The sequence below is a fragment of the Nocardiopsis sp. L17-MgMaSL7 genome (assembly GCF_003182025.1).
Taxonomy (GTDB): Bacteria; Actinomycetota; Actinomycetes; order Streptosporangiales; family Streptosporangiaceae; genus Nocardiopsis; species Nocardiopsis prasina.
On the sequence record NZ_QGTF01000004.1, the window covers coordinates 287,597 to 310,941 of the forward strand.

General features: G+C 70.7%; 19 protein-coding genes. 9 read left to right on the forward strand and 10 right to left on the reverse strand.

Annotated elements, in window-relative coordinates; all coding sequences use genetic code 11:
* The first annotated feature begins 54 nt into the window (after window positions 1-54).
* Window positions 55-1,323, forward strand: coding sequence for an MFS transporter (locus BDW27_RS09105; protein WP_110048978.1), 1,269 nt, complete (start codon window positions 55-57; stop codon window positions 1,321-1,323).
* Window positions 1,324-1,332: 9 nt separating this feature from the next.
* Here BDW27_RS09105 and BDW27_RS09110 read toward each other — a convergent pair whose 3' ends face one another.
* From BDW27_RS09110 to aceA, 3 genes are all read right to left on the reverse strand, one after another.
* Window positions 1,333-2,181: a CPBP family intramembrane glutamic endopeptidase gene (locus BDW27_RS09110; protein ID WP_017544741.1), complete on the reverse strand. Its 849-nt coding sequence runs from the start codon at window positions 2,179-2,181 to the stop codon at window positions 1,333-1,335.
* Window positions 2,182-2,292: 111 nt separating this feature from the next.
* Entirely contained in the window at window positions 2,293-2,550 is a 258-nt protein-coding gene (locus BDW27_RS09115; RefSeq protein ID WP_110048979.1) for a hypothetical protein, read from the reverse strand.
* Window positions 2,551-2,847: 297 nt separating this feature from the next.
* Window positions 2,848-4,146: an isocitrate lyase gene (gene aceA / locus BDW27_RS09120; protein ID WP_017544743.1), complete on the reverse strand. Its 1,299-nt coding sequence runs from the start codon at window positions 4,144-4,146 to the stop codon at window positions 2,848-2,850.
* A gap of 217 nt (window positions 4,147-4,363) precedes the next feature.
* Here aceA and BDW27_RS09125 point away from each other — a divergent pair, with 217 nt between their 5' ends.
* Window positions 4,364-5,803: a helix-turn-helix domain-containing protein gene (locus BDW27_RS09125; RefSeq protein WP_082206267.1), complete on the forward strand. Its 1,440-nt coding sequence runs from the start codon at window positions 4,364-4,366 to the stop codon at window positions 5,801-5,803.
* 90 nt (window positions 5,804-5,893) lie between these two features.
* On the opposite strand, the gene BDW27_RS09130 is transcribed toward BDW27_RS09125, so the two are convergent.
* The gene (locus BDW27_RS09130; RefSeq protein ID WP_110048980.1) at window positions 5,894-7,054 is read right to left on the reverse strand and encodes an alpha-hydroxy-acid oxidizing protein; all 1,161 of its coding nucleotides are present in this window, start codon (window positions 7,052-7,054) and stop codon (window positions 5,894-5,896) included.
* A gap of 163 nt (window positions 7,055-7,217) precedes the next feature.
* Here BDW27_RS09130 and BDW27_RS09135 point away from each other — a divergent pair, with 163 nt between their 5' ends.
* Window positions 7,218-8,168, forward strand: a complete 951-nt coding sequence (locus tag BDW27_RS09135; RefSeq protein ID WP_110048981.1) for an ATP-dependent DNA ligase — start codon at window positions 7,218-7,220, stop codon at window positions 8,166-8,168.
* A 2-nt stretch (window positions 8,169-8,170) separates the two neighbouring features.
* Here the strand turns inward: BDW27_RS09135 and BDW27_RS09140 are convergent, their stop codons facing one another.
* Window positions 8,171-9,124 carry a Ku protein gene (locus BDW27_RS09140; protein ID WP_110048982.1) on the reverse strand — a complete coding sequence of 318 codons (954 nt, stop codon included), beginning with the start codon at window positions 9,122-9,124 and terminating at the stop codon, window positions 8,171-8,173.
* Window positions 9,125-9,306: 182 nt separating this feature from the next.
* On the opposite strand from BDW27_RS09140, the gene BDW27_RS09145 reads away from it, so the two are divergent.
* On the forward strand, window positions 9,307-10,536 hold the full coding sequence (locus tag BDW27_RS09145) for an acyl-CoA dehydrogenase family protein (RefSeq protein WP_110048983.1): 1,230 nt from the start codon (window positions 9,307-9,309) through the stop codon (window positions 10,534-10,536).
* A gap of 73 nt (window positions 10,537-10,609) precedes the next feature.
* Here BDW27_RS09145 and BDW27_RS09150 read toward each other — a convergent pair whose 3' ends face one another.
* The 5 genes from BDW27_RS09150 to BDW27_RS09170 all read right to left on the reverse strand — a co-directional run bounded on the left by BDW27_RS09150 (window position 10,610) and on the right by BDW27_RS09170 (window position 17,181).
* Window positions 10,610-11,623 (reverse strand): ABC transporter ATP-binding protein, encoded by a 1,014-nt coding sequence (locus BDW27_RS09150; protein WP_110048984.1) that lies wholly within the window; start codon window positions 11,621-11,623, stop codon window positions 10,610-10,612.
* Entirely contained in the window at window positions 11,620-12,774 is a 1,155-nt protein-coding gene (locus BDW27_RS09155) for an ABC transporter ATP-binding protein (RefSeq protein WP_110048985.1), read from the reverse strand. Before BDW27_RS09155 ends, BDW27_RS09150 begins: the two co-directional genes overlap by 4 nt.
* The gene (locus BDW27_RS09160) at window positions 12,774-13,790 is read right to left on the reverse strand and encodes an ABC transporter permease (RefSeq protein WP_110048986.1); all 1,017 of its coding nucleotides are present in this window, start codon (window positions 13,788-13,790) and stop codon (window positions 12,774-12,776) included. The genes BDW27_RS09155 and BDW27_RS09160 overlap by 1 nt, the downstream gene beginning before the upstream one ends.
* 16 nt (window positions 13,791-13,806) lie before the next feature.
* Window positions 13,807-15,318 (reverse strand): ABC transporter permease, encoded by a 1,512-nt coding sequence (locus BDW27_RS09165; RefSeq protein WP_110048987.1) that lies wholly within the window; start codon window positions 15,316-15,318, stop codon window positions 13,807-13,809.
* Window positions 15,319-15,453: 135 nt separating this feature from the next.
* A complete protein-coding gene (locus tag BDW27_RS09170) occupies window positions 15,454-17,181 on the reverse strand; it encodes an ABC transporter family substrate-binding protein (protein ID WP_110048988.1) in 1,728 nt (575 codons plus the stop codon).
* A gap of 531 nt (window positions 17,182-17,712) precedes the next feature.
* Here BDW27_RS09170 and BDW27_RS09175 point away from each other — a divergent pair.
* The 5 genes from BDW27_RS09175 to BDW27_RS09195 all read left to right on the forward strand — a co-directional run bounded on the left by BDW27_RS09175 (window position 17,713) and on the right by BDW27_RS09195 (window position 23,320).
* Complete coding sequence (locus BDW27_RS09175; protein WP_110048989.1) at window positions 17,713-18,483, forward strand: hypothetical protein; 771 nt, start codon at window positions 17,713-17,715, stop codon at window positions 18,481-18,483.
* A 57-nt stretch (window positions 18,484-18,540) separates the two neighbouring features.
* Window positions 18,541-19,194: a TetR/AcrR family transcriptional regulator gene (locus BDW27_RS09180; protein ID WP_017544755.1), complete on the forward strand. Its 654-nt coding sequence runs from the start codon at window positions 18,541-18,543 to the stop codon at window positions 19,192-19,194.
* Between the two features lie 380 nt (window positions 19,195-19,574).
* The gene (locus BDW27_RS09185) at window positions 19,575-19,982 is read left to right on the forward strand and encodes a MerR family transcriptional regulator (RefSeq protein WP_110048990.1); all 408 of its coding nucleotides are present in this window, start codon (window positions 19,575-19,577) and stop codon (window positions 19,980-19,982) included.
* Window positions 19,982-20,953, forward strand: coding sequence for an aldo/keto reductase (locus BDW27_RS09190; protein WP_110048991.1), 972 nt, complete (start codon window positions 19,982-19,984; stop codon window positions 20,951-20,953). Before BDW27_RS09185 ends, BDW27_RS09190 begins: the two co-directional genes overlap by 1 nt.
* A 141-nt stretch (window positions 20,954-21,094) precedes the next feature.
* Complete coding sequence (locus tag BDW27_RS09195; protein ID WP_199560593.1) at window positions 21,095-23,320, forward strand: hypothetical protein; 2,226 nt, start codon at window positions 21,095-21,097, stop codon at window positions 23,318-23,320.
* Window positions 23,321-23,345 lie beyond the last annotated feature (25 nt).

Here is a 23,345-nt window from a genome sequence, read left to right on the forward strand (position 1 = left end):
CGTTATCCTCATGAAGTACATAGGGTCATCCTACGAATTTGTGAGCCACGTCCTATGAGCGTCACCCCCACGCGCGAGAACGCAGCGCAGGGCACCCCGCTTCCCGGTACCGACCAGCCCAGAGCCGCGCCCCGCGCGGCTCTCCTTCTGATCGCCGTCGCCATCGCCCTCGCCGCACTCAATCTGCGGACCGCGATCACCAGTGTGGGCCCCGTCCTCGGAGAGATCACCCAGGGGCTGGGCATGACCGCGGTGGGCGCCGGTGTCCTCACGACGCTCCCCGTCCTGTGCTTCGCGGTCTTCGGCGGGCTCACCCCCATGCTCAGCCGCCGTCTCGGCTCCCACCGCCTGCTCGTCCTCGCGCTGACCGCCGTCACCCTCGGCCTCGTCACGCGGGCCATGGCCCCCGAACCCTGGCTCTTCCTCACCCTGAGCGTCGTGGCCCTCTCCGGCGGCGCCGTCGGCAACGTCATCCTCCCGGCCCTGGTCAAGCAGCACTTCCCCCACCGTGTGGGCCTGATGACCACGGTGTACACCACCGGCCTGGCCGTGGGCACCGCGATCGCGGCCGCCGCCACCGTCCCCCTGGAACGGGCCACCGGTGACTGGCGGATCGCCCTGGGCGCCTACGCCCTCTTCGGCCTGGTCGCGGCGCTTCCGTGGCTCCTGGCCCTGCGCCACGAGCCCGCCCCCGGCGACGCCCGCGCGGCACTCGGTGTCCGGCAGGTGCTCGGCACCGGGCTCGGATGGCAGGGCGTCCTGTACTTCGGAACCCAGTCCTCCATCGCCTACATCATGTTCGGCTGGTTCGCGCAGATGCTCCGCGACCAGGGACTGGACGCCCAGTCCGCGGGGGTGATGCTGGCGTACCTCACCGCGCTGGGCATCCCGATGTCACTCGTCATGCCCTCGCTCATCGTCCGGGTGCGCGACCAGCGCCCCTTCGTGGTGCTCTTCGTCGCCGCGTACCTGGTCGGCTTCACCGGGATGTGGGTGTCCCCGCTCAACGGCACCTGGGTGTGGACCACCTTCGTCGGGATCGGCCTGGGCAGCTTCGTGCTGGCGCTCACCGTCTTCGCCGTGCGCACCCGAACCGCCGAGGGCACCGCCGCGATGTCCGCCTCCAGCCAGAGCCTGGGCTATCTGCTCGGCGGTGCCGGGCCGTTCCTGTTCGGACTCCTGCACGAGACGAGCGGTGACTGGCACGCGCCGATGGCGATGGTGATCGGTCTGGTGCTCGTCAACCTCGTCGTCGGCCTCCTGCTCGGCCGCCCCCGCTACCTGGAGGACGCGATCGCCGCGAAGGCGGCCCAGAGGGTCTGAGAAGACGGGTCAGACCGGCAGCCAGTCGATCCGGCCGATGAGGTACACCGCACCCACGAACGCCACGACGTCGATCACCGTGTGCGCGACCACCAGCGGCATCACCCGGCCGTAGCGCAGGTAGAACCAGCCGAACACCAGCCCCATGACCAGGTTGCCGAAGAACATCCCGACACCCTGGTACAGGTGGTAGAAGGCGCGCAGGACCGAACTGGCCAGCACCGCCTTCCACGGCGACCACCCCATCTGCCCGAGCCGGTGCAGCAGGTAGCCCACCACGATCACCTCCTCCAGGACGCCGTTCTTCAGCGCCTGGAGGAGCAGGACCGGGGTGTCCCACCAGTTGCCGTCCAGGGTGCTGGGCACGATGGTGCGGGTGAGGCCCAGTTGCCAGGAGACCAGGTACACGACCAGCCCGCCGGTGCCGATCAGCGCGGCCAGGGCCAGGCCGCTCCAGGTGTCGAACCCCGGACGGCGCAGGTCGAACCCGACCGTGCGGGCGGACTCCCCGCCCCGGTGCAGCAGGTACACCACCAGCGCCACGGGGGCGAAGGCGAAGAGCACCGAGTACAGCTGGAAGGACAGGTCCAGCCACGGACGGTCCTCGGCCCGCGAGCGGATGAGGTTGGCGGTCTGGTCGGCCATCGACTCGGGAGCGGTGAGCACGCCCAGGAAGGAGATGGTCGCCGACACGGCGGCGGCGCCCAGCGAGAGGGCGAGGACACACAGCACCTCCCAGCGCATCAGTGAGCGGCTGGCGAGCATCTGCGGGACGGTGGTTCCCGCGCGCGCCCCCTCGGCGGAGCCGTCGGGGGAGGGACGGGGAGCGCGCGGGTTCGGGTCGGTTCTGTCGGTCACGCGTCGAATCTACGCGCTGTCGGCGCGGGAGGCCGCGACCCCCGTGGAGGACGGGAGGGCGTCGGCTCGGTGGCCGAGGCCCACGGCCCCGACCGGGCGGGGCCGGCTGACCTAGTCGTCGTCACCCTCGTCGCCGTCGCCTCCCTCGTCCCCGCCCTCGTCGCCATCGCCGCCGCCGATGACGTCGTCGATGCCCTCCTCGATGTTCTCCTCGACCTCCTGCTCGATCCCGTCCCTGACCTCCTGTTCGAGGTCGTCGGTGTTCTCGCAGGCGGCCGCGCCGAACACGGCGACGGCGGCGATCGCGCCCGCCGCCACTACGCGGCGGGTCGTGGAGAGGGTCGCTCTGCTGGTGACATCGATTTTCACGTCGGCTCCGTGTGGTCGGTGAATGGGTGCCCCGGGTGGTCGGTCGGAACGCTCCGGTGCCGTGGGGGCGGCCCGGCGGGGCCCGCGAGAGGCGGGCTTGACTGTTCCGTTACCCGTTGCTTGGAGACACCGTATACGGGCCACACGCCCGCGCGCGGACGTTTCGGACACGCTGAAGAGCCGCCGGTCATGCGCGAGTGACACGGACCGCGCATGGCCGACGGCCAGGGGGAGGCCGTCCCGCCCCGCCCCAGCCACGAAAGCGGGGAGGGACGGCCTCAGGGACGAAGACCAGGGTCAGTGAGCCGCTGAGAACTGGTCTTCTTCGGTGGAACCGGTGAGAGCCGTGGTGCTGGCCTCGGGGGAGATGGTCGTGCTGATCGCGTCGAAGTAGCCGGTGCCGACCTCGCGCTGGTGGCGGGTGGCGGTGTAGCCGTCGGCCTCGGACGCGAACTCGGCCTCCTGGAGCTCGACGTACGACGTCATGCCGTTCCGGGCGTAGCCCTTGGCCAGGTCGAACATCGAGTGGTTGAGCGAGTGGAAGCCCGCCAGGGTGATGAATTGGAACTTGTAGCCCATGTGGCCCAGCTCGCGCTGGAACTTCGCGATGGTCGCGTCGTCGAGGTGACGCTTCCAGTTGAAGGACGGCGAGCAGTTGTAGGCGAGCATCTGGTCCGGGTACTCGGCCTTGATGCGCTCGGCGAAGTCGCGGGCGACCTCCAGATCGGGGGTCGCGGTCTCCATCCAGAGCAGGTCGGAGTGCGGGGCGTAGGCCAGGCCCCGGGCCACGCACGCCTCCACGCCGTTGCGGAAGCGGTAGAAGCCCTCGGCGGTGCGCTCACCGGTGGTGAAGGCCTGGTCGCGCTCGTCGATGTCGCTGGTGATCAGGGTCGCGGCCTGGGCGTCGGTCCGCGCGATGACCAGGGACGGGACACCGGCGACGTCCGCGGCGAGGCGGGCGGCGTTCAGGGTCTTGACGTGCTGGCTGGTCGGGATCAGGACCTTGCCGCCCAGGTGACCGCACTTCTTCTCGGAGGCGAGCTGGTCCTCCCAGTGGACACCGGCCGCGCCCGAGGCGATCATGCCCTTCATGAGCTCGTAGGCGTTGAGGACGCCACCGAAACCGGCCTCGGCGTCGGCCACGATCGGGGCCAGCCACTCGGGGGCGGTGTCGTCACCCTCGGACCAGGTGATCTGGTCGGCGCGCATGAGCGCGTTGTTGATGCGGCGGACGACGGCCGGGACCGAGTTGGCCGGGTAGAGGCTCTGGTCCGGGTAGGTGCTGCCGGAGAGGTTGGCGTCGGCCGCGACCTGCCACCCGGAGAGGTAGATGGCCTTGAGGCCGGCGCGGACCTGCTGGACCGCCTGGTTGCCGGTGAGCGCGCCGAGGCTGTTCACGTAGTCCTCGGTGTGGAGCAGGTCCCACAGGCGCTCGGCGCCGCGCCGGGCCAGGGTGTGCTCCTCGGTGACCGAACCACGCAGCTTGACGACGTCGTCGGCGGAGTAGGTGCGCTCGATACCGGCCCACCGGGGGTTGGTCTCCCAGTCGCGCTGGAGTGCGGCGCTGGCTTCCTGACGTCGAGCGCTGGTGCTCATGTTCGATCCCGCCTTACGTGTAGTCCCCAAGGTCTTCGCACCGGTCGAGTGTCCTGCCAAGGGCCAGGGGGTGAGCCCCTGAGCGGTAAGTTCCCCGCCGGTAACTATGATTCTTGGGCAAGATCCAAGGGTTTTCCACTGGAAATCTGGTGAAGATCGTTGTTTCTTTCCGTAAGATGAAGCCATGGCGTACTTTGGTGCTGAAGAAATACCGTCTTTGACAGGTGACCTGGATCTCGTCACGTTTGGTCAGAGGCTCCGTCATCTGCGCAAGGCGCGCGGGATGACCCTGTCCGACCTGGGGGAACGCGTCGGGCGGGCGCCCTCGCAGCTCTCCCTTCTGGAGAACGGCAAACGTGAACCCAAGCTCTCCCTGCTCACGTCCCTGGCCTCCGCCCTCGACGTGTCCGTCGAGGAGCTCCTGTCGAAGCAGCCCCCGAGCCGTCGCGCGCAGCTGGAGATCGCCGTCGAGGAGGCCCAGCGCGACTCCCTCTACCAAGGCCTCAACCTTCCGCACCTGAAGGTCGGCAAGCGGGTCCCCAACGACGTCCTCGAACACATCGTGGGGCTCTACGACGAGCTCAAGAGACGCAACGCCAAGCCGACCGCCACCCCCGAGGAGGCGCGCCGGGCCAACGCCGACCTGCGCCGCCAGATGCGCGAGCGGGGCAACTACTTCGAGACCATCGAGGCCGCGGCCGCCGACACCCTCTCGGCGGTCAACTACACGGCCGGACCCCTCTCACAGGGGCAGATCCTCGCGATCGCCACCCACCACGGGTTCTCCCTGAAGTACGTGCAGGACCTTCCCCGCTCGGTGCGCTCCCTGACCGACCACGTCAACCGCCGCATCTACCTCAAGCGCGAGACCACGCTGGGCATGCACAGCCCGCGCACGATCCTCCTCCAGACCCTCGGCCACGTGATCCTCGGCCACAGCCAGCCCCGCGACTTCGGCGACTTCCTCCGCCAGCGCGTGGAGGCCAACTACTTCGCCGCGGCCGTCCTCATCCCCGAGAGCACGGCGGTCACCTACCTCCAGGAGGCCAAGAAGGCGCGCGACCTGTCCGTGGAGGACCTGCGGGACGTCTACTCCGTCTCCTACGAGATGGCGGCGCACCGGTTCACCAACCTGGCCCACCGCCACCTGGACCTGGTCTGCCACTTCATCCGCAACGACGAGACCGGCATCATCTACAAGGCCTACGAGAACGACGGCCTGGTCTTCCCCACGGACGACTCGGGCGCCATCGAGGGCCAGCGCATGTGCCGCCAGTGGTCGGGCCGCCAGGTCTTCCAGTCACCGGACCGGTACTCGATCTACTACCAGTACACGGACAAGCCCAACGGCACCCACTGGTGCGTGGCCCACGTGGACCCCAGCCGCGAGCGCAACTTCGCCATCACCCTGGGCGTGCCCTACAAGGAGTCCCGCTGGTTCCGTGGACGCGAGACCACCAACCGCACCAAGTCCAACTGCCCCAACGGCGAGTGCTGCGTGCGGCCGCCCGCCCAGCTCGCCAGCCGGTGGGAGGGCAACGTGTGGCCCTCGGCCCGCGCACACTCCCACGTGCTGTCGGCACTGCCCTCGGGCACCTTCCCCGGTGTGGACGAGCACGACGTCTACACCTTCCTGGAGGGCCACAGCCAGGACTGACGCCCACCCGGCCACCAGCAGGAGGGGGCCGACGCCGCGTGCGTCGGCCCCCTCACTGTCGTCTCCGGACCGTTCGGTCCCCGGAACCGATCAGGCGCGCAGGTCCCGCAGAGCCTCGGGGGTGAGGTCGGACAGCGAGGGGTAGCCGTCGACCGCCATGAGCAGGTCCGCCTCGGCCAGCATCGACCGCAGCACGTGCACGACCCCGTCCGCACCGCCCAGGGCCAGCCCGTAGACGTAGGGGCGGCCGACCGCCACCGCCGTCGCGCCCAGCGCCAGGGCCTTGACCGCGTCGGTTCCGGACCGCACCCCGGAGTCGAAGACCACCGGCAGGTCCGTGGCGGCGACCACGTCCGGCAGACACTCCAGGGCGGGGATGCCGCCGTTGGCCTGGCGGCCGCCGTGGTTGGACACGTAGACGGCGTCCACCCCCCCGTCCGCCGCCCGGCGGGCGTCGTCGGGGTGGCACACACCCTTCACGATCAGCGGCAGGTCGGTCAGGGACCGCAACCAGGGAAGGTCCTCCCAGGTCAGCGGGTTTCCGAACACGCCGGCCCAGTGCGCCACCACGGCGTCGCGAGGAGCGTCGGAGCCCACCCGCTCCTGGAAGACGGGATCGGAGGTGTAGTTGGCCAGGCAGTGGCCGCGCAGCATCGGCATGTTGGCGGTGGCCAGGTCGCGCGGACGCCAGCCGGTGACCCAGGTGTCCAGGGTGACGACGATCCCCGCGAACCCGGCCGCCTCGGCGCGGCGGACCAGACTGGCCGCCAGTTCGCGGTCGGTCGGCGTGTACAGCTGGAAGAACCCCGGGGTGTCGCCGAACCGTGCGGCGACCTCCTCCAACGGGTCCTGGGACAGCGTGGAGGCGATCATCGGGACCCCGGTGCGCGCGGCGGCCTCAGCGGTGGCCAGGTCGCCGTGCCCGTCCTGGGAGCAGAGGCCGACCACCCCGACCGGGGCCATCAACAGCGGTGAGGCCAGGTGGACACCGCACAGGTCGACGCCGGTGTCGCGCTCCTTGGCGCCCACGAACATGCGCGGGTACAGGCCCCACCGGCGGAACGCGGTGGCGTTGGCCTCCTGGGTGTGCTCGTTGCCCGCGCCACCCGCCACATAGGACCACACCCACGGCGGGAGCGTCTCGGCGGCCCTGCGCTCCAGTTCGGCGAAGGTCACGGGGTGGGAGGGGACGACGCCGGTGAGGCCGTCGAGGTAGATCTCCAGCTGGTAGTCGCCGTAGTGCGAAGCCATGGTCGTCTCCGGGAGGGGGCGGGGGTGGGACCCGCATCATTCAGACGGGCACGCGCGCGTGTCAAGTCCTTCCCCGGGGGCGGGAGGGGCCCGGGGGCGGTGCCTTAGCTGGGAATTGGGCTCCCGATGAGCTGCTGCGGGGTAGGGGGCAGGCGTGGAACCGATGCTCGCAAGCGCCGTCGACCATCTCCCCACCGGTGAGAGCCTGCTCTACGAGCCGAAGTGGGACGGTTTCAGGTGCCTGGCCGAGACCGGTCCCGTACGCCTGACCAGCAGACAGGGAAGGCTGCTGTCCCAGCGGTTCCCGGAGATCGTCGACGCCCTGGCCCAGCAGCTGCCCGAGGGGGTCCTGCTGGACGGGGAGATCATCCACTGGGCGAGCGACGGGCGGCTGGACTTCGGTGCCCTGCTCAGGCGCAACAGCGCGTCGCCCCGCCACGCCCGTGCCCTGGCCCGCACGGCTCCGTGCCACCTCGTGGTGTTCGACCTGCTCAGGGCGGGCGGACGGGACCTCGCGCACCGCGCTCTCTCCCACCGGCGCGCGGAACTCGAACGGCTGATGGCCCTGGTCGAGCAGCCCTCGCCGCTCACACTGGGCTGGCAGACCGACAACCCCGAGGTGGCCATGCAGTGGTGGGAGGAGATGCCCGCCGTGGGGGTGGAGGGCGTGATGGTCAAGGACGCGCGCCGTTCCTACCGCCCGGGCCGCAGGGACTGGCGCAAGTGGAAGCACCGCGTCACCACCGAGGCGATCGTGGGCGGGATCGTCGGCCACGCACGAGCCCCACGCGCCCTCATCCTCGGGCGCGTGGACTCCTCGACCGGCGAGCTGCGGGTGGCGGGTCGGACCTCGGACCTCACCCCGGACCAGTCCGAGGAGCTCGCGGGGCACGTGGTCAAGACGGACGACCATCCCTGGCCCCGGCTCCTCGCCGCGACATGGGGCGGGGACGAGTCCCGCCAGAGCTACACGCGGGTCGTCCCTGACCTGGTGGTGGAGGTGTGCCCGGACTCGGCGGAGGTGTCCGGCCGATGGCGGCACGTCGTCCAGTACCTGCGCGCGCGCCCCGACCTGACGCCCGGGGACGTGCCACCGGACCTGGACACCGAGTAGCGTCAGCCGGCCTTGGAGATCGCGTCGGCCAGCTCGTCCTTGCTCATACGGGTGCGGCCGGGGATCTCGAGCTGTTTGGCCTGCTCCAGGAGCTCGCTCTTGGTGGGCTGGTGGTCCTCCGAGGTCCTCGGAGCGGGGGCGCGTCCGCGCTGTCCGGACTTCGCCGCCCGGTCCTTCTTCCTCTGCTTCAGGGAAGCGCGCAGCGCGTCGTCCAACGCGACGACCTTGCCCTCGCCCTTCTCCTCGGGCTCCCTGCCCTCGTAGCTGACCGTGCCGCCGCGCGCCTTCGTGGCGATGAGCTCCTCCAGGCGACGCTCGTACTCGTCGGAGTACTGCGACGGCTCCCACTCGGTGGTCATCGCGTCGATCAGCTGGGAGGCGAGCCGGAGTTCGCCCTTGTCGACCTCACCGCTCGGAGGCCGCATGACGTCCTCGGGGTCGCGGATCTCGTCCGGCCAGTACAGGGTGCTCGCCGTGAGGACGCCCTGCTGTGGGGCGATCAGGGCCAGGTGCTGCCGGTTGCGCATGACCAGCGTCCCCAGGCCCGCCCTTCCGGACTCCTCCAACGCGGCCAGGAGGAGTCGGTACGGCTTCGCCGAGCTCTTGTCCGGGCCGAGGTAGTAGGTGGACGAGAACCACAGCGGGTCGACGTCCTCAGCCGAGATGAACCCGGTGATCTCCAGGGTCTTGCTCCGCCCGGGCTGGATCTGCTCCATGTCCGCGGGTTCGAGGAGCACGAAGGAGTCGGACTCGTCGACCTCGGCGCCCTTGACGATGTCCTCGTTCGCCACCCGCTCACCGGTGTCCTCGTTGACGCGTTGGTAGCGGACGCGCGCGTTGGTGCCGCGCACGAACTGGTGGACGGTCGGTCCGTGTCTCTCACGTGCGGAGTACATGCGCACTCCGACCGACACCAGTCCGAAGCTGATCGTTCCGGTCCACACTGTTCCTGGCACTGCTCACACCCCCGTCTCCCAGTGTGTGAGCGGGGTGGCAAATACCGGACAGACGCACGTCACGACTCTTCCCCGTTCCTCCGCTCCCGATCCGTTGTGCCTGCCCAACCAGACTGTTACCGTTGGTAGCACTTAAAGGTCGTCCCTCCGCCCCCGGAGGATCCAACAAAGGATGTAAGCGCATGAGTGAGGCCACCGCGCCCGTCTTCAGCCTGGAACCGAGCGAGGATGTTCGCGACGTCCGGGACTGGGCCCACGGGTTCGCCGCCGACGTCATCCGCCCCGCCGCCGCCGAGTGGGACGAGCGGGAGGAGACCCCCTGGCCGATCATCCAGGAGGCCGCCAAGATCGGGCTCTACTCCCTGGACTTCTTCGCCAACCAGTGGCTGGAGCCCAGCGGACTCGGCATCCCCGTCGCCTTCGAGGAGCTGTACTGGGGTGACCCGGGCATCGCGCTGGCGATCACCGGCACCGGCCTGGCCGCCGTGTCCGTCGCCTCCAACGGCACCCAGGAACAGCTCTTCGAGTGGGTGCCGCAGATGTTCGGCTCCGCCGACGACATCAAGCTCGGCGCCTTCTGCTCCTCCGAGCCCGACGCCGGTTCTGACGTCTCCGCCATCCGCACCCGCGCCGTCTACGACCAGGCCAAGGACGAGTGGGTCATCAACGGCGTCAAGACCTGGGCCACCAACGGCGGCATCGCCGACGTCCACGTCGTCGTGGCCTCCGTCGAGCCCGAGCTGGGTTCGCGAGGTCAGGCCTCGTTCATCATTCCGCCCAACACCCCCGGCCTGTCCCAGGGCCAGAAGTTCGCCAAGCACGGCATCCGCGCCTCCCACACTGCCGAGGTCGTCCTCGACGACGTCCGCGTCCCCGGCTCCTGCCTCCTGGGCGGGAAGGAGAAGCTGGACGAGCGGATCGCCCGGGCCAAGGAGGGCAAGCGCTCCAAGGGGCAGGCCGCCATGAAGACCTTCGAGGCCTCCCGCCCGAGCGTGGGTGTGATGGCGGTGGGCTGCGCCCGGGCCGCCTACGAGTACGCCCGTGACTACTCAGTCCAGCGCGAGCAGTTCGGCAGGCCGATCGGCGACAACCAGGGTGTGGCCTTCCTCCTGGCCGACATGGCCACCCGCATCGACGCCGCCCGTCTGCTGGTGTGGCGGGCTGCGTGGATGGCCCGCAACGGCAAGGACTTCGCCAACGCCGAGGGCTCCATGAGCAAGCTCTACGCTTCGGAGACCGCCACCTTCGTCACCCAGAACGCCCTGCGCATCCTCGGCGGCAACGGCTACACCAGGGACTACCCGGTGGAGCGCTGGCACCGCGACGCCTCCATCTTCACCATCTTCGAGGGCGCCAGCGAGATCCAGAGGCTCATCATCGGCCGCACCGTCACCGGCCTGCCGATCCGCTAGGAACGGCCCCGGCCCGAAGGAAGCGACGCCGGGCGCGGGTCGGGGCCACTCCACCCCCCGCGCCCGGCGCCGCCTACTCCGGGAAGTGGCAGGCCACCGGGTGGCCCGTTCCCCGGTCCACCAACTCGGGAGCCTCCTCCGCGCACAGGTCCCGCGCCTTCCAGCAGCGCGTACGGAACCGGCAGCCGCTGGGCGGGTTCACCGGGCTCGGCACGTCACCCGTGAGGACGATCCGCTCCCGCACCCGTTCCGTACGCGGGTCGGCCCAGGGCGCCGCGGACAACAGGGCGATCGTGTACGGGTGCGAGGCCCGGTCGTAGACGTCCTCACGGGTGCCGGTCTCCACCACCCCGCCCAGGTACATCACCGCCACCCGGTCCGAGATGTGCCGCACCACCGACAGGTCGTGCGCGATGAACACGTAGGACAGGCCCAGGCGCTCCTGGAGCTCCGCCAACAGGTTCACCACCCCGGCCTGCACCGAGACGTCCAGCGCGGAGACGGGTTCGTCGAGCACCAGCAGGCTGGGTTCCAGCGCCAGGGCCCGGGCGATCCCGACCCTCTGCCGCTGACCGCCGGAGAACTCGTGCGGGTAGCGGTTCCCGTGCTCGGGGCTCAGCCCCACCATCCGCAGCAGCTCGGCCACCCGCTCCGGCCCGCCGTCACGCCAGCGCCGGTGCACCTTGAGGGGTTCGGCGATGATGTCGTTGACCGGGAGCCGGGGGTTGAGCGAGGCGTAGGGGTCCTGGAAGACCATGCCCACCTCGCGGCGGACCCGCTGCATCCTCGCCGCCGACATCGTGGTGAGCTCCTCCCCTCGGAAGCGCACCGAACCGGCGGTGGGGGAGACCAGCTGGAGGATGGCCCGGCCGGTGGTGGACTTGCCGCAGCCCGACTCCCCGACCACGCCCAGGGTCTCGCGTTCGGCCAACCGCAGGCTGACCCCGTTGACCGCGTGCACCTGCCCGACCACCCGGCGCAGGAGCCCGGAGCCGTGCACGGGGAAGCGCACCTCCAGATCCCGGACGTCGAGCAGCGGGGTGTCCGGGTCCGTCCGGGTACCGGGTTCCTCTGGAACGGTCGTCATCGCGTCCCCCCGTTACGGAAGAAGGTCGTCGGGTCCGCCACGTCCACCAGCCGGTCACTGTGATGGCAGGCGGCCAGGTGGCCGCTGTCGGGTCCGTCCACCTCGACCAGCTCGGGCTCGGCCGACCGGCAGGTGGCGTCCGCCAGCGGACAGCGCGGTGAGAAGGGGCAGCCCCGGGGCAGGTTGATCAGGGAGGGAGGGGTGCCGAGAATGGGCCGCAGGCGTTCGCGGCGCTCCGAGGTCATCGACGGGGTCGAGCCGAGCAGCCCCGCCGTGTACGGCATCCGGGTCCGGTAGAACACGTCGTCGGTCCCCCCGATCTCCACGGGGCGGCCCGCGTACATGACCAGGACCCGGTGGGCCAGGCCCGCCACCACTCCGAGGTCGTGCGTGATCAGCAGGATCGCCGCGTTGACGGTGTCCTTGACCTCCAGCAGTTTCTCCAGGATCTGGGCCTGCACCGTGACGTCCAGAGCCGTGGTCGGCTCGTCGGCGATGATCACGTCGGGGTCGTTGATGATCGCCATGGCGATCATGACTCTCTGCCGCATGCCGCCGGAGAACTCGTGCGGATAGCTCCGCAGGCGCTGCGCGGCCTGCGGGATGCCCACCAGGTCGAGCATCTCGCGGGCGCGTTCGAGCGCCTTGCGGGGCGGGACCAGGCTGTGCGCCCGGACCGCCTCGGCCAGCTGGTCCCCGACGGTGTGCACCGGGTTGAGCGCCGTCATGGGGTCCTGGAACACCATCGAGATCCGTCGGCCGCGCAGGGAGCGCAGCTCCTTCTGCCGCATCGCCAGCAGGTCCCGGCCCCGGTAGAGCACCCTCCCGCTGACGCGTGCGCTGCGGGGCAGCAGGCCCAGCAGCGCCATGGAGGAGACCGACTTGCCCGAGCCGGACTCGCCGACGATGGACAGGACCTCGCGTTCGCGCAGGGTGTAGGAGACGTCGCGCACGGCCCTGACCACGCCGTCGTCCGTGGGGAACTCCACGGAGAGGTTCTCGACGCGCAGGACCTCGTGCTCGGTGGGGGCCTCGGCGTCGGAGAGGGTGCGGGCGGTGTGGACCTCCCCGGCCGCGTCGGTGACCGCCGCACCGAGGACGGGGTCGGGTAGGGGCCCGGGCGGCGGGGGGATGGCGGGTGTCTGGGTCATCAGTCACGCACCCTGTTCTGTCGTGGGTCGAAGGCGTCTCGCAGGCCGTCGCCGATGAAGTTCACCGACAGCGCGATCAGGATGATGAAGAGGCCGGGCCAGTAGAACAGCCAGGGGCGGGTGCCCATCGCGCTCCGGTAGTCGGTGATCAGCCGTCCCAGCGAGGTGTCCGGCGGCTGCACGCCCATCCCGAGGAAGGAGAGGGCGGACTCCAGCAGCACCGCCGCGGCGATGGCCAGGGTCACGCTGACGATGATCACGCCCACCGTGTTGGGCAGGATGTGCTTGAAGATGATGCGGACCGAGGAGGTGCCCACCGAACGGGCGGCCTCCACGAACTCCTTCTCCCGCAGGGACAGCACCGAGCCCCGTACGAGGCGGGCGGTCTGGGTCCAGGTCACCAGCCCCAGGACGACTCCCAGGTAGACGATGCCGGCCTGCCCGGCGATCTTGGCGGCCGCCGCGGCGATCGCCAGCAGCGGGATCGCGATGAGGACGTCGGTGAGGCGCATCAGCACTGCCTCGGTCCAGCCCCGGAAGTAGCCCGCGCAGGCACCGATCACCGTCGCCACGACCGTGGCCACGATCCCGACCAGGAAGGCCACGGTCAGGGAGACCTGGGTGCCCCGCATGGTCAGCGCGAAGTAGTCCTTGCCGACGTTGTCCTGCCCGAAGGGGTGCTCGCCCAGGGCCAGCCCGGCGCCGCCGAGGAACCTCGGCACCAGGCTCAGGGTGGGGTCGCCGCCGTCGGTGAGGGGACCGGTCGCGGAGGGCGACTTGTCCCACCAGCCCGGCACGGGGCCGAACCCGATCGAGGTGAAGGACAGCAGGACCACCCCGGCGAGGAGAACCATGCCGAGCAGGGCCGCGCGGTGCCGGAAGAACCGCGAGCGGACCAGCTGCCACTGGGTGCGGGCGGCGATGTTCAGGCCCTCGGCGGCGTCGGGGTCCGGGTGCCCGGGCGCGGTCGTACCGTCCTCGGGGTCCGGCGGCGGAGCGTCGTGGTGCGTCGTCATCGAGTGTCTCCCTCGGTCATGACAGCCGAATCCGGGGGTCGAGGTAGGCGTAGGTGATGTCGGCGACCATGTTGAACAGGACGATCGCGCCGCCCGCCACCACGAAGAACGCCATGACGGGTGCCGGGTCGGCCTCGTTGAGTCCGGTGAGCAGCAGGTGCCCCATCGCGCGCCAGCCGAAGACCGTCTCGGTGACCACCGCCCCGCCGATGACGGTTCCGAAGTCGTAGGCGGCCAGGGTCGTGATGGGGATGAGCCCGTTGCGGAGGGCGTGCCGGGTCATGACCGTGCGTTCGGGCAGGCCCTTGGCCCGAGCCGTGCGCACGTAGTCCTGGTTCATCACCTCCAGCATGCTGGCGCGGCTGTAACGGGTGTAGGTCGCCAGGGAGACCAGGATCAGGGCCAGGGTGGGCAGGGCCAGGTGGCCCGCCGAGTCCAGTGACAGCTCCCAGAACGTGCCCTGGTAGTTGGGGGTGCGGGCGCCCACGGTGGAGATGGGTCGGCCCTGCATGGAGGAGCTGTAGGAGGCGAAGGAGCGCAGCATCCGGTCGACGAAGATGACGCCGCCGGTGAACAGGCCCGTCCACAGCGCCGTCGCCACGGCCTCGCGCCGGTACAGCACACCGCCGATCCCGTAGCCGAGCGCCACGCACACGGCGACGGTGGCCAGGGCCAGGCCGCCGATGACGGCCAGGCTGGGGTCGGCCAGGACCGGTGACAGCGCGAAGTACATGACCGTGCCCACCGCCGCAGACGCCAACGCGGCGTACATCGGCCGGTTCGGACTCGGCCCCGAGATGAGCACGCTGAAGCCGACGGCGGCGCCGAAGGCGCTGACCGCCACCACCACCGGTCCCAGCCCGGGGTCGGTGAACCACCGGGTGACCGAGACGAACGTGAGGATCCCCGCCGTGGCGGCCGCGGCACCGGCGAAGGCGATGATCCGGGTCCGCCGGTCGCCCACGACCAACGAGCTCCAGGCCAGCCCGGCGAGCAGGGCCACCACGGCGATGACCAGGGGAGGGATGGCCGGTTGCGCCAGCCAGTTGTTGAACTCGATGGCGCCGTACTGCTTGAGCAGGACCCCGACCCAGAAGATGGGCAGGGAGAACGCGACGAAGGCACCGAAGGTCACCGAGTGGTCGAATCCGCTGTACTGGCGCAGGGCGGACACGACACCGATGGCGATGCCGATGATGATCGCGAGGAGGGTGGCGGCCACCACCAGCTGCATCGTGGCCGAGACGGCGTCGGTGAGCAGGACGTTGACGTCCTGGCCCTGCCGGTTCACCCCGAAGTCACCGGTGAGGGCGCCACCGAGCCAGAGGAAGTAGCGGGAGTAGACGGGGAGGTCGAGGCGCATCCGCTCGATCCGCTCCGCCATGGCGGCCTCGCGGGCGTTCTCCGGCAGTTCGCGGAGGTCGGCGAGCGGGTCCCCGGTGTTGGTCGCGAGGACGAACATCACGAAGGTCGCGGCGAAGAGCACGAAGACCGAGACGACGAGTCTTCGCGCGATGAAGACGAGCACGGGTGCTGACTCCTGGAGGCAGGGGGACGTTCGCGCGCGGCCGGCGGGCCGGCCCTCCCGGCCAGGGCCGGGGCCGTGCCGTCCGGGTGGGGACCGGACGGCACGGGTGTTCGCGCGCGTTGGGTGCGGTGCGGCCTACTGGACCGACCAGTCCCACACGTTCCAGACGATGTCGGTCTGCGCGGGGTTGGGGATGACGTTCTCCACGTTGTCGCTCCACGCGGCGGTGCCGGGGTGGCTGAAGAGCGGGATCGTCACCAGGTCGTCCCAGAGGATCGTCTCGATCTCGTTGATGATCTCCAGCTGGGCGTCGGGGTCGGCCTCCTGGAGGACGTCGGCCAGCAGCCCGTCCAGGTCGTCGTTGGCGTAGCAGCCGTTGTTGTTGCCCTTGGCCTCGCCGGTGCACTCGTCGGGGGAGCGGAAGGTGGAGTTCCAGCTGCTCACCTGGGCCGAGCCGGACCACGCGTACATGGCCACGTCGTAGGTGTTCTGCGACAGCCCGCCGTCGGTGTCGAAGAACGTGTCCTCACCGTTGATCTGGACGTCGAACCCGGCCTGGTCGCAGGAGTCCTTGATCAGCTCCGCGGTCTGCTGGCGGCGGGGGTTGCCGCCGATGAAGCCGAGCCGCACCTCCTGGCCGACCATGTCGAGCTCCTCGAGGAGTTCCCGGGAGCGGTCGAGGTCGACCTCGGCCCACTGGTCGCCGCCGCTGGCGGCAACGGCCTCCGCGTAGCCCGGGTCGAAGGGCGCGATGTTGCGGACGTCCATGGTCTCGGCGTCGGGCTGGACCGGCTTGATGAGGTTGTCCACGATCAGCTGACGCGGCACGCACTCGGTGAAGGCCTCGCGCAGCTCGTACTCCTCGAAGGGGCTGGAGTCGAAGTTGAAGTCGAGGTGCTCGTAGATGTACTCGTCGTAGACCTGGTACTCCACCCCCTCCAGGGCCTCGACCTGGTTGATCAGGTCGACCGTGGGCTGGGGCCGCATGATGTTGATCTCGCGGTTCTCCAGGGCCTGGGTCTGCTCGTCGGAGGCGATCCAGCGCACGACGATGTTGGAGGTGGCGGGGGCCTCACCCCACCAGCTGTCGTTCGGCTCCAGGGTCAGCGACTGCCCCGCCTCGTAACCGGCGAGCTGGTAGGGCCCGGAGGACGGGGTGAGGGAGGAGTCCGGCAGAGCGCCGCTGACGGTCCAGCCCTCGTTGAAGAACTCGACGGAGTCGGCCAGAGCGTCGTGGTCCTCGTCGCGGATGGCCTCCACGAGCTCCTCGACGGTGAGCCCGCCCTGCTCGGCGACCACGTGCGCGGGCATGAGGGTGTTGTTGCCGTTGCCCGGGCCGTTGCTCGCCCAGTCCGAGAAGGGGACCTCGTACTCCAGCGCGAAGTCCTTGTCACCGATCTCGCAGTCCGGCATGAGGGTGTCCTCGACGCCCGCCGTGCCGTTGGAGGAGAACTCGAAGCGGCCGCTCTGCTGCGCCCACCAGAGCAGCGCGTCGGAGCAGTCGATGACCTCCCCGTCGGACCACACGGCGTCCGGGTGGATCGAGTACTCGACGATCTGCGGGTCGTCGGAGACCTGGTCGTAGGTCCCGAAGTCGGTGTTGGGGGCGACCGCGCCGCCTTCGCCGAAGTACCAGAAGCCGCTGGTCAACTGGTGGTTGATGATCGCGTTCTTGCTGGAGTTGGCTCCGGCGGTGGTGTTGTTGAAGCTGTCGTACTCCTGGTCCCACGCCAAGGTGATGGTGGAGGAGCCGGAGGAGGCGTCGCCGCCGTCGCCGGAGTCTGACGTCGAGCAGGCGGAGAGCACGAGCGCTCCCGCCGCGACCACAGCCGTGGCCTTGGTGATCTTCCCGGTGATTCTCACGCAGTGGTTCCTCTGCCGTTGGGGGACGAATCCAGGATCGAAGTAGATCGGATTCTGGGCAGCGGGTGAGTCCGTGGCAATAGTCCACAACGGGCTGTTATCCACCTGAGGCGTATTTGGCCCCAAAGCTAGCCAAAAAAGGAACTCCAGGTAGGAAACCGGGCCTGCCGCCATCCTCTCGTCCGTTGATCACCTGCGTCTTCGCGGGCTGGCCGGTCTGCCGCGCGTCATAGAGAAGGCCCATGGTCACCTCATCCCATGAAGGGATTACCGATGCGGTTGGAGGTCTGCATTTTCCTTCGGGCTGACCGAGTTGAGTGCGGGCCCGAAGTGAAGAAAGGAAACTCGGAGGAAATGAATCGAAACACATGCGCGAGATTCCTGAAACAACCCGTGCTCCATCCCGGAGAACGAACTCCGCGCCCTGACACCACACCAACCCCCCTCACCACCCCTGGCACCCCGACCCGGGCCGCACACCGGACGGGGCGGACGGCGCCGCCACTCACCACCCCCGTTAGCCTGTGGCCCATGACACCAGGCAACGGCGCCCCCACCCTCACCATCCCGGCGGCCTTCAACGGCCCCGACGGCTCAGGGAACGGTGGCTACAGCGCGGGACTGCTCGCCGCGCGGCTGACCGCCCCGGGCGGCCCCGCCGTCCAGGTCACCCTGCGCACCCCGCCGCCGCTGGACCGCCCGCTCACGGTGGAGGAGTCCCCTGAGGGCCTGCGCCTGGTCGACCCCGCGGCCGAGGACCGCGCCCGCCTCGTGGCCGAGGCCGTCACCACCGGTCCCCTCAACCCCGGGCTGATCCCCGGCGGACCTGTTGGCGTCACCGAGGCCGAGGAGGCCCGCGACCGCTACGCCGGGCTGGACGACCACCCCTTCCCGCGCTGCTACAGCTGCGGCCCCGAACGCGCCGAGGGCGAGGGCCTGCGCCTGTTCGCGGGACGGGTCCGCTCCGGCGAGGGCCCCGACGGGGTCGGCAACACCGTCGCCTGCACGTGGGAGGTCCGCCCGGAGGTGGACGGCGGCGACGGAACGGCCGCCCTCGCCCAGGTCTGGGCCGCGCTGGACTGCCCCGGCGGCTGGTCCAGCGACATCTCCGGCCGCCCCATCGTCCTGGGCCGACTGACCGCCCAGGTCCTCGCGGTCCCGCCGGTCGAGTCCACACAGGTGGTGATGGGACACCTGGAGTCCGTGGACGGTCGCAAGGTCCACACCGGCAGCGCCCTGTACGACGGCGACGGCCGCGTGCTCGCCCTGGCACGCGCGACCTGGATCGCCATCCCGACCTGAGGGGCGACGTCCGCGCCCCGGTCCGCCGTGCCGGGCCCTCCAGTACGGTGAACGCTTGTGGCCTTCGAAAACACTCAGCAGACCGCGCCCGACGACGACACCCCCGCGGCGGCGCCCCGCCGGGGAAGGAGCGGGCGCGGCCGCGACCCCGAACGGCGGCGGACCATCCTGGACGCCGCGGACAGGGTGATCCAGCGCGACGGCCCCGACGCCTCCATGCTCGCCATCGCCACCGAGGCGGGAATCAGCAAACCCATCCTCTACCGGCACTTCGGCGACAAGGGCGGCCTCTACCAGGCGCTGGCCCAGCGCCACGTGGACCCGCTCATCGAGGCCATCCGCTCCGAGCTGTACCAGCACGCCGACTTCGACGTGCGCGCCCGGGCCACGGTCGGCGCGTACCTGTCGATGATCTCGCAGAACCTCAACCTCTACCGGTTCCTCATGGACCGCGCCACCTCGGAGGACGTGCGCACCCGCAGCGACCTCGGACTGATGGTGCGCCGCCTGGGGGAGGAGCTCGCGGACCTGTTGCTCACCGAGGGGCGGATCAGGGATCGGCTGCGGGCCCAGATCGCCGCGCACGCCGTCGTGGGCATGGTCCAGGCGGCGGGGGAGTGGTGGCTCGAACACCCCGAGGTGAGCGAACAGGAGATCATCGACGACCTCACCGGTGCCGTGGTCGGTGCCATCCGGGGCAGCGGCACCTGACCCGGAGCCCCGGCCAGGGCCGCCTCGGCGAGGCAGCGCCGGTCGTCCGCACCTGGTGCGTTCGTGGTTGGTCGGTTGTCTGGCGCCGCTCGGGCGGGGGCCGTTCGTCCCCACCCGGGGCCCGTGGGCCGGTTGGTCGCCTCGCGCGGATCGGGCCGGGACCCTTCGGTCCCACGCGTCCTACGTGGTCGGTCGGTTGCCTCACGCCCCTCCCCGGAGCCACTCGGCCCCCCGGGGCCCTCGTGGTCGGTCGGCTGCCTAGCACCGCTACCTTTCACCCTCGTCCCTTCACCCCCACCCGCCCCTTTGCTCCCCTCTCCCGAGGCGAACTTTCCGCCGGTACTTGACCTGGAGTGCGCTCCAGGTCCCATGCTTGCGGCATGAAGGACTACTACACCCCCGGTGAGGTCGCCGAGCGCTTCGGTCTCACCCTCGACACCCTGCGCTACTACGAGAAGGCGGGCCTGCTCCGGAGGGTCGAGCGCGCCCCCAGCGGTCATCGCCGCTACCGCACCGACGACGTCGACCTGCTCCACCTCGTCCGGTGTCTGCGCGACACCGACATGCCCATCGCCCGGCTGCGCGACTTCGCCGAGCTGGTCCGCGACGGCGACCACACCATCCCCGAGCGCCTGGACGTGCTGCAGAGCCACCAGCGGGACCTCGACGCCCGCATCGCCGAGCTCTGCCAACGCCAGATCACGATCCAGCACAAGATCGACTACTACGCGAGGGCGCTCGCCGACGAAGCCTCGGAAGCGGTCCCCGTGACCGGGGAGAGCGCCTGATGCGACACACCACGATCAACGGCCGCACCGTCAGCGCCCTGTGCCTGGGGGCGATGCAGTTCGGCAGCACCACGGACGCCGCCACCTCCGCCGCCCTCCTCGACCGCTTCGTCGAGGCCGGGGGCACCTTCGTCGACACCGCGGACTGCTACCAGTTCTGGATCGAGGGAGGCCAGGGACACGAGAGCGAGACCTTCCTCGGCCGTTGGCGGCGCGAGCGCGGCGTGACCGACGAGGTCGTGATCGCCACCAAGATCGGCGCACAGCCGACCGTGCCCGGCGCCGGTCTGGTGGCGGCGGAGGGGCTCTCGTCCGCAGCCGTGGCGACGGCCGCCGAGCGCAGCCGCGAACGCCTGGGGGTCGACACCCTCGACCTCCTGTACGCCCACAGGGAGGACCCCGACACGTCGGTCGAGGAGACCATGGAGGCCTTCGCCCGGCTCGTCGCCGAGGGGACGGTCCGGGAGTTCGGGCTCAGCAACCACCGCACCTGGCGGCTGGAGCGGGCCCGTTCCGCGGCGGAGGCCCACGGGTGGCCGCGCCCGCGGGTGCTCCAGTACCGCTACAGCTACCTCCAGCCCCGTGGCGACGTGCCCCTGGAGTCCGCGGGTCACATGCACGCCACCCCCGAACTGTTCGACTTCGTCCGCGCCGAGGCGGCCCAGGGGCGCGAACACGTCCTGGTGGCGTACACGTCGCTGCTGAGCGGCGCCTACACCCGCCCGGACCGGCCCCTGGAGTACGCCTACGACCACCCCGGCACCGCCGCCCGCCTGGCCGTCCTGGACGAGGTGGCCAAGGAGACCGGAGCCACCCGCAACCAGGTGGTGCTCTCCTGGCTCGCGGGCCACGATCCGGGCGTCATCCCGTTGGTCGGTGTCAGCAGCGTCGCCCAGCTGGACGAGGCGCTGGAGGCCATGGACCTTACCCTGACCTCCGATCAGCACTCCCGGCTCGCCGACGCGCGCTGATTCGGACCCGACATAGCTCGCACATGTCCCTATAACTCCGCTTTCGCGGTTTCCTGACGCTTCCGGCGGATACCTTCCCTAGGTAGGCGCGCGGCGGATCCGCGCGCACCACGGATCCGCGAACCAAGGGGGAGGGGCCAGTTGCCCGAGAGCACGACGGCGTTGGAAGCGGACTCAGGTGCCTACCACCAGATCCACTTCGCCTGGGCCGAACCCACCCTCCTCGGTCGCGTCGGCCCCGGACCGGCCGCCACGTCCCTCCCCGACCGGGACCAGCCCGTACTGCGCTCATGGCGCGACCGCCTGATCCCCGCCCTCACCGCCGACTACCGTTCCGCGCTGCCCGGCACCGACCCGACGGCCTACCCGGAGACCCTCTGGGCCCACCACTACCCCGACGGCCAGAGCGCCCTCGTCTACCGGTGGCCCGGCGACGTCCGCGAGGCGCACGCCTGGGCGATCGTGGGGCCCACCCGGGGGCTCACCTTCCCCCGTGTCCTCTCCCTGCACGAGAACCCCAACACCCGGCCCGCCGCGAGCAGGCCACCGACACCGGGCTGGGCGACCATGCGCAGCCTGTCCGCCCCGGCGCCCTGGGAACGCACCGCGGCGCCGGGCGCCCTGCGCACCCGCGACCGGCGCGCCGCCGAGACCCAGATCGACGGCGAACCCATCCTCGCCGGGGCCGTCGCCCACGCGCTCGCGCACCCCGACCGCCCCGTCCACCTGGCCCTGGACCCCGACCGGGCCGACCTGTGGCAGGCCGTCCAGCTGCGCTTCCTGTGGGGCATGCACCGCACCCTGCACGACGTGCTCACCCCGCGCGCCGCCCTGCCCGCCGCCGGGTGGAGCTGGTCCTTCTCCACCTATGACCCGGTCCTGGGCGCGCAGGACGGCCCGCACCTGGCCTTCGCGCCACCCCCCGCGAACCACGCCACGGGGTCGCCCTTCCTCTCACCGGTCCCCAGCGACCACCTGCGGATCGCCGAGGGCCTGGTCACCGTCCTGAGGGAGGAGGGCGGCGACGCGCTCGCCGACCACCTCAGGGATCGCGGGATCCCCGAGGCCACCACCTTCGGTGAACGCCGCGACCTGCTCCGCGACTGGCTGGACCCGGCCCCCCGCTCCGAGCCGCAGGAGGAGGAGCCCGACGAGACCCACACGGTGGAGCAGGTCCCCGAAAGCTGGTTGGCCGCCGAGGAGGACACCGCGGCCACCCCAGCCTTCGGCGCCTACGGCGCCTATGGCGAGCCATCGCCGCTGACCGAGCCCGAATCCTCCCCGGCGCGCTCGCCGCTGACCGGGGGCGAGTACGCACGGCCCTCGCCGCTCCCGGAGGTCGAGTCCTCCCCGGTGCGCCCGCCACTGACCGAGGTCGAACAGGGCCCGAGGACGTCGCCACTGACCGAGGTCGAATCCGCTCGCTGGCCTTCACCGCTGCCCGGAGCCGACCCCGACCCCGACCCGGTGTCAGACCCTGAGAGCGATCTCGAAGAGGCCCCCGACCCCTTCACCGACGACGACTCCCAGGACACCGCCGAGCAGGAGACCTGGGCCGGACGCCTCGATGGTTCCTCCGGAAGGCGGGGGCACACCTTCCTGGGAGTGGCGCGGCGCCAGCCCCCGCAGGAACCGGAACACGACCCCCTCTCGATCTTCGGCCGTCAACCGCGACCGGGGGAACCCGACACCGACACGGCCCGCTCAGCCGAACCCGAGGCCGCGTCCGGCGACACCCGGATCTCACCCGGGGCGGGTTTCTGGGACGAGGCGCCGCGCACGACGGAGCCCGCCACCAAGACACCGGGGACCGATCCCGAGCCCTGGACCATCTCCGCCTCGATGAGCGCTCCCGAACCCGTCCGGGCCGACCGGCCCGAACCCCGTTCCCCCGAGGACGCCCCGCCCCTCGCCCTCCCCGAAACCCCCGACTACGCGGCCGAGACCGTGCCCGAGCCGGACGAGGACTTCGACGACCCCGACGACAACTGGCCCACCCAGTACGCGGACCTGCCCCTCTCCCGCCTGGAGCGGTGGCACTCCAAACGCGGCCCCGAGGGGGCCCACACCGACGTCGTCGACGCCCGCGCCGCCGTCCGCGCCGAGCGCGCGGAACTCCAACGCGTCCGCGACGAGCGCGACCACTACCACACCGAGGTCCAGGACCTCCGCAGGGAGATCGCCCGCCTGGACCAGTCCTGGATCGACGCGCAACCCTTCTCCGAGACCCCGGAACGCAAACGGCGCTGGCCCCTGATCCTGCTCGTCCTGGGTCTGGCCGTGGCCGCCCTCGTCATCGGGCTGGAGGTCGGCTCCAGCACGGGGACGGGCCTCCTCGACCTCCTCAGCCGCATCAGCCCGATCTGACCGCCTCCGTGTGACGGGCAGCACC

Excerpts from the sequence above, each read along its gene's own strand:
- BDW27_RS09105 (WP_110048978.1), top strand. The coding sequence starts at position 55 with ATGAGCGTCACCCCCACGCGCGAGAACGCAGCGCAGGGCACCCCGCTT.
- aceA (WP_017544743.1), bottom strand. The coding sequence starts at position 4,146 with ATGAGCACCAGCGCTCGACGTCAGGAAGCCAGCGCCGCACTCCAGCGC.
- BDW27_RS09130 (WP_110048980.1), bottom strand. The coding sequence starts at position 7,054 with ATGGCTTCGCACTACGGCGACTACCAGCTGGAGATCTACCTCGACGGC.
- BDW27_RS09135 (WP_110048981.1), top strand. The coding sequence starts at position 7,218 with ATGCTCGCAAGCGCCGTCGACCATCTCCCCACCGGTGAGAGCCTGCTC.
- BDW27_RS09145 (WP_110048983.1), top strand. The coding sequence starts at position 9,307 with ATGAGTGAGGCCACCGCGCCCGTCTTCAGCCTGGAACCGAGCGAGGAT.
- BDW27_RS09150 (WP_110048984.1), bottom strand. The coding sequence starts at position 11,623 with ATGACGACCGTTCCAGAGGAACCCGGTACCCGGACGGACCCGGACACC.
- BDW27_RS09155 (WP_110048985.1), bottom strand. The coding sequence starts at position 12,774 with ATGACCCAGACACCCGCCATCCCCCCGCCGCCCGGGCCCCTACCCGAC.
- BDW27_RS09160 (WP_110048986.1), bottom strand. The coding sequence starts at position 13,790 with ATGACGACGCACCACGACGCTCCGCCGCCGGACCCCGAGGACGGTACG.
- BDW27_RS09175 (WP_110048989.1), top strand. The coding sequence starts at position 17,713 with ATGACACCAGGCAACGGCGCCCCCACCCTCACCATCCCGGCGGCCTTC.
- BDW27_RS09185 (WP_110048990.1), top strand. The coding sequence starts at position 19,575 with ATGAAGGACTACTACACCCCCGGTGAGGTCGCCGAGCGCTTCGGTCTC.
- BDW27_RS09190 (WP_110048991.1), top strand. The coding sequence starts at position 19,982 with ATGCGACACACCACGATCAACGGCCGCACCGTCAGCGCCCTGTGCCTG.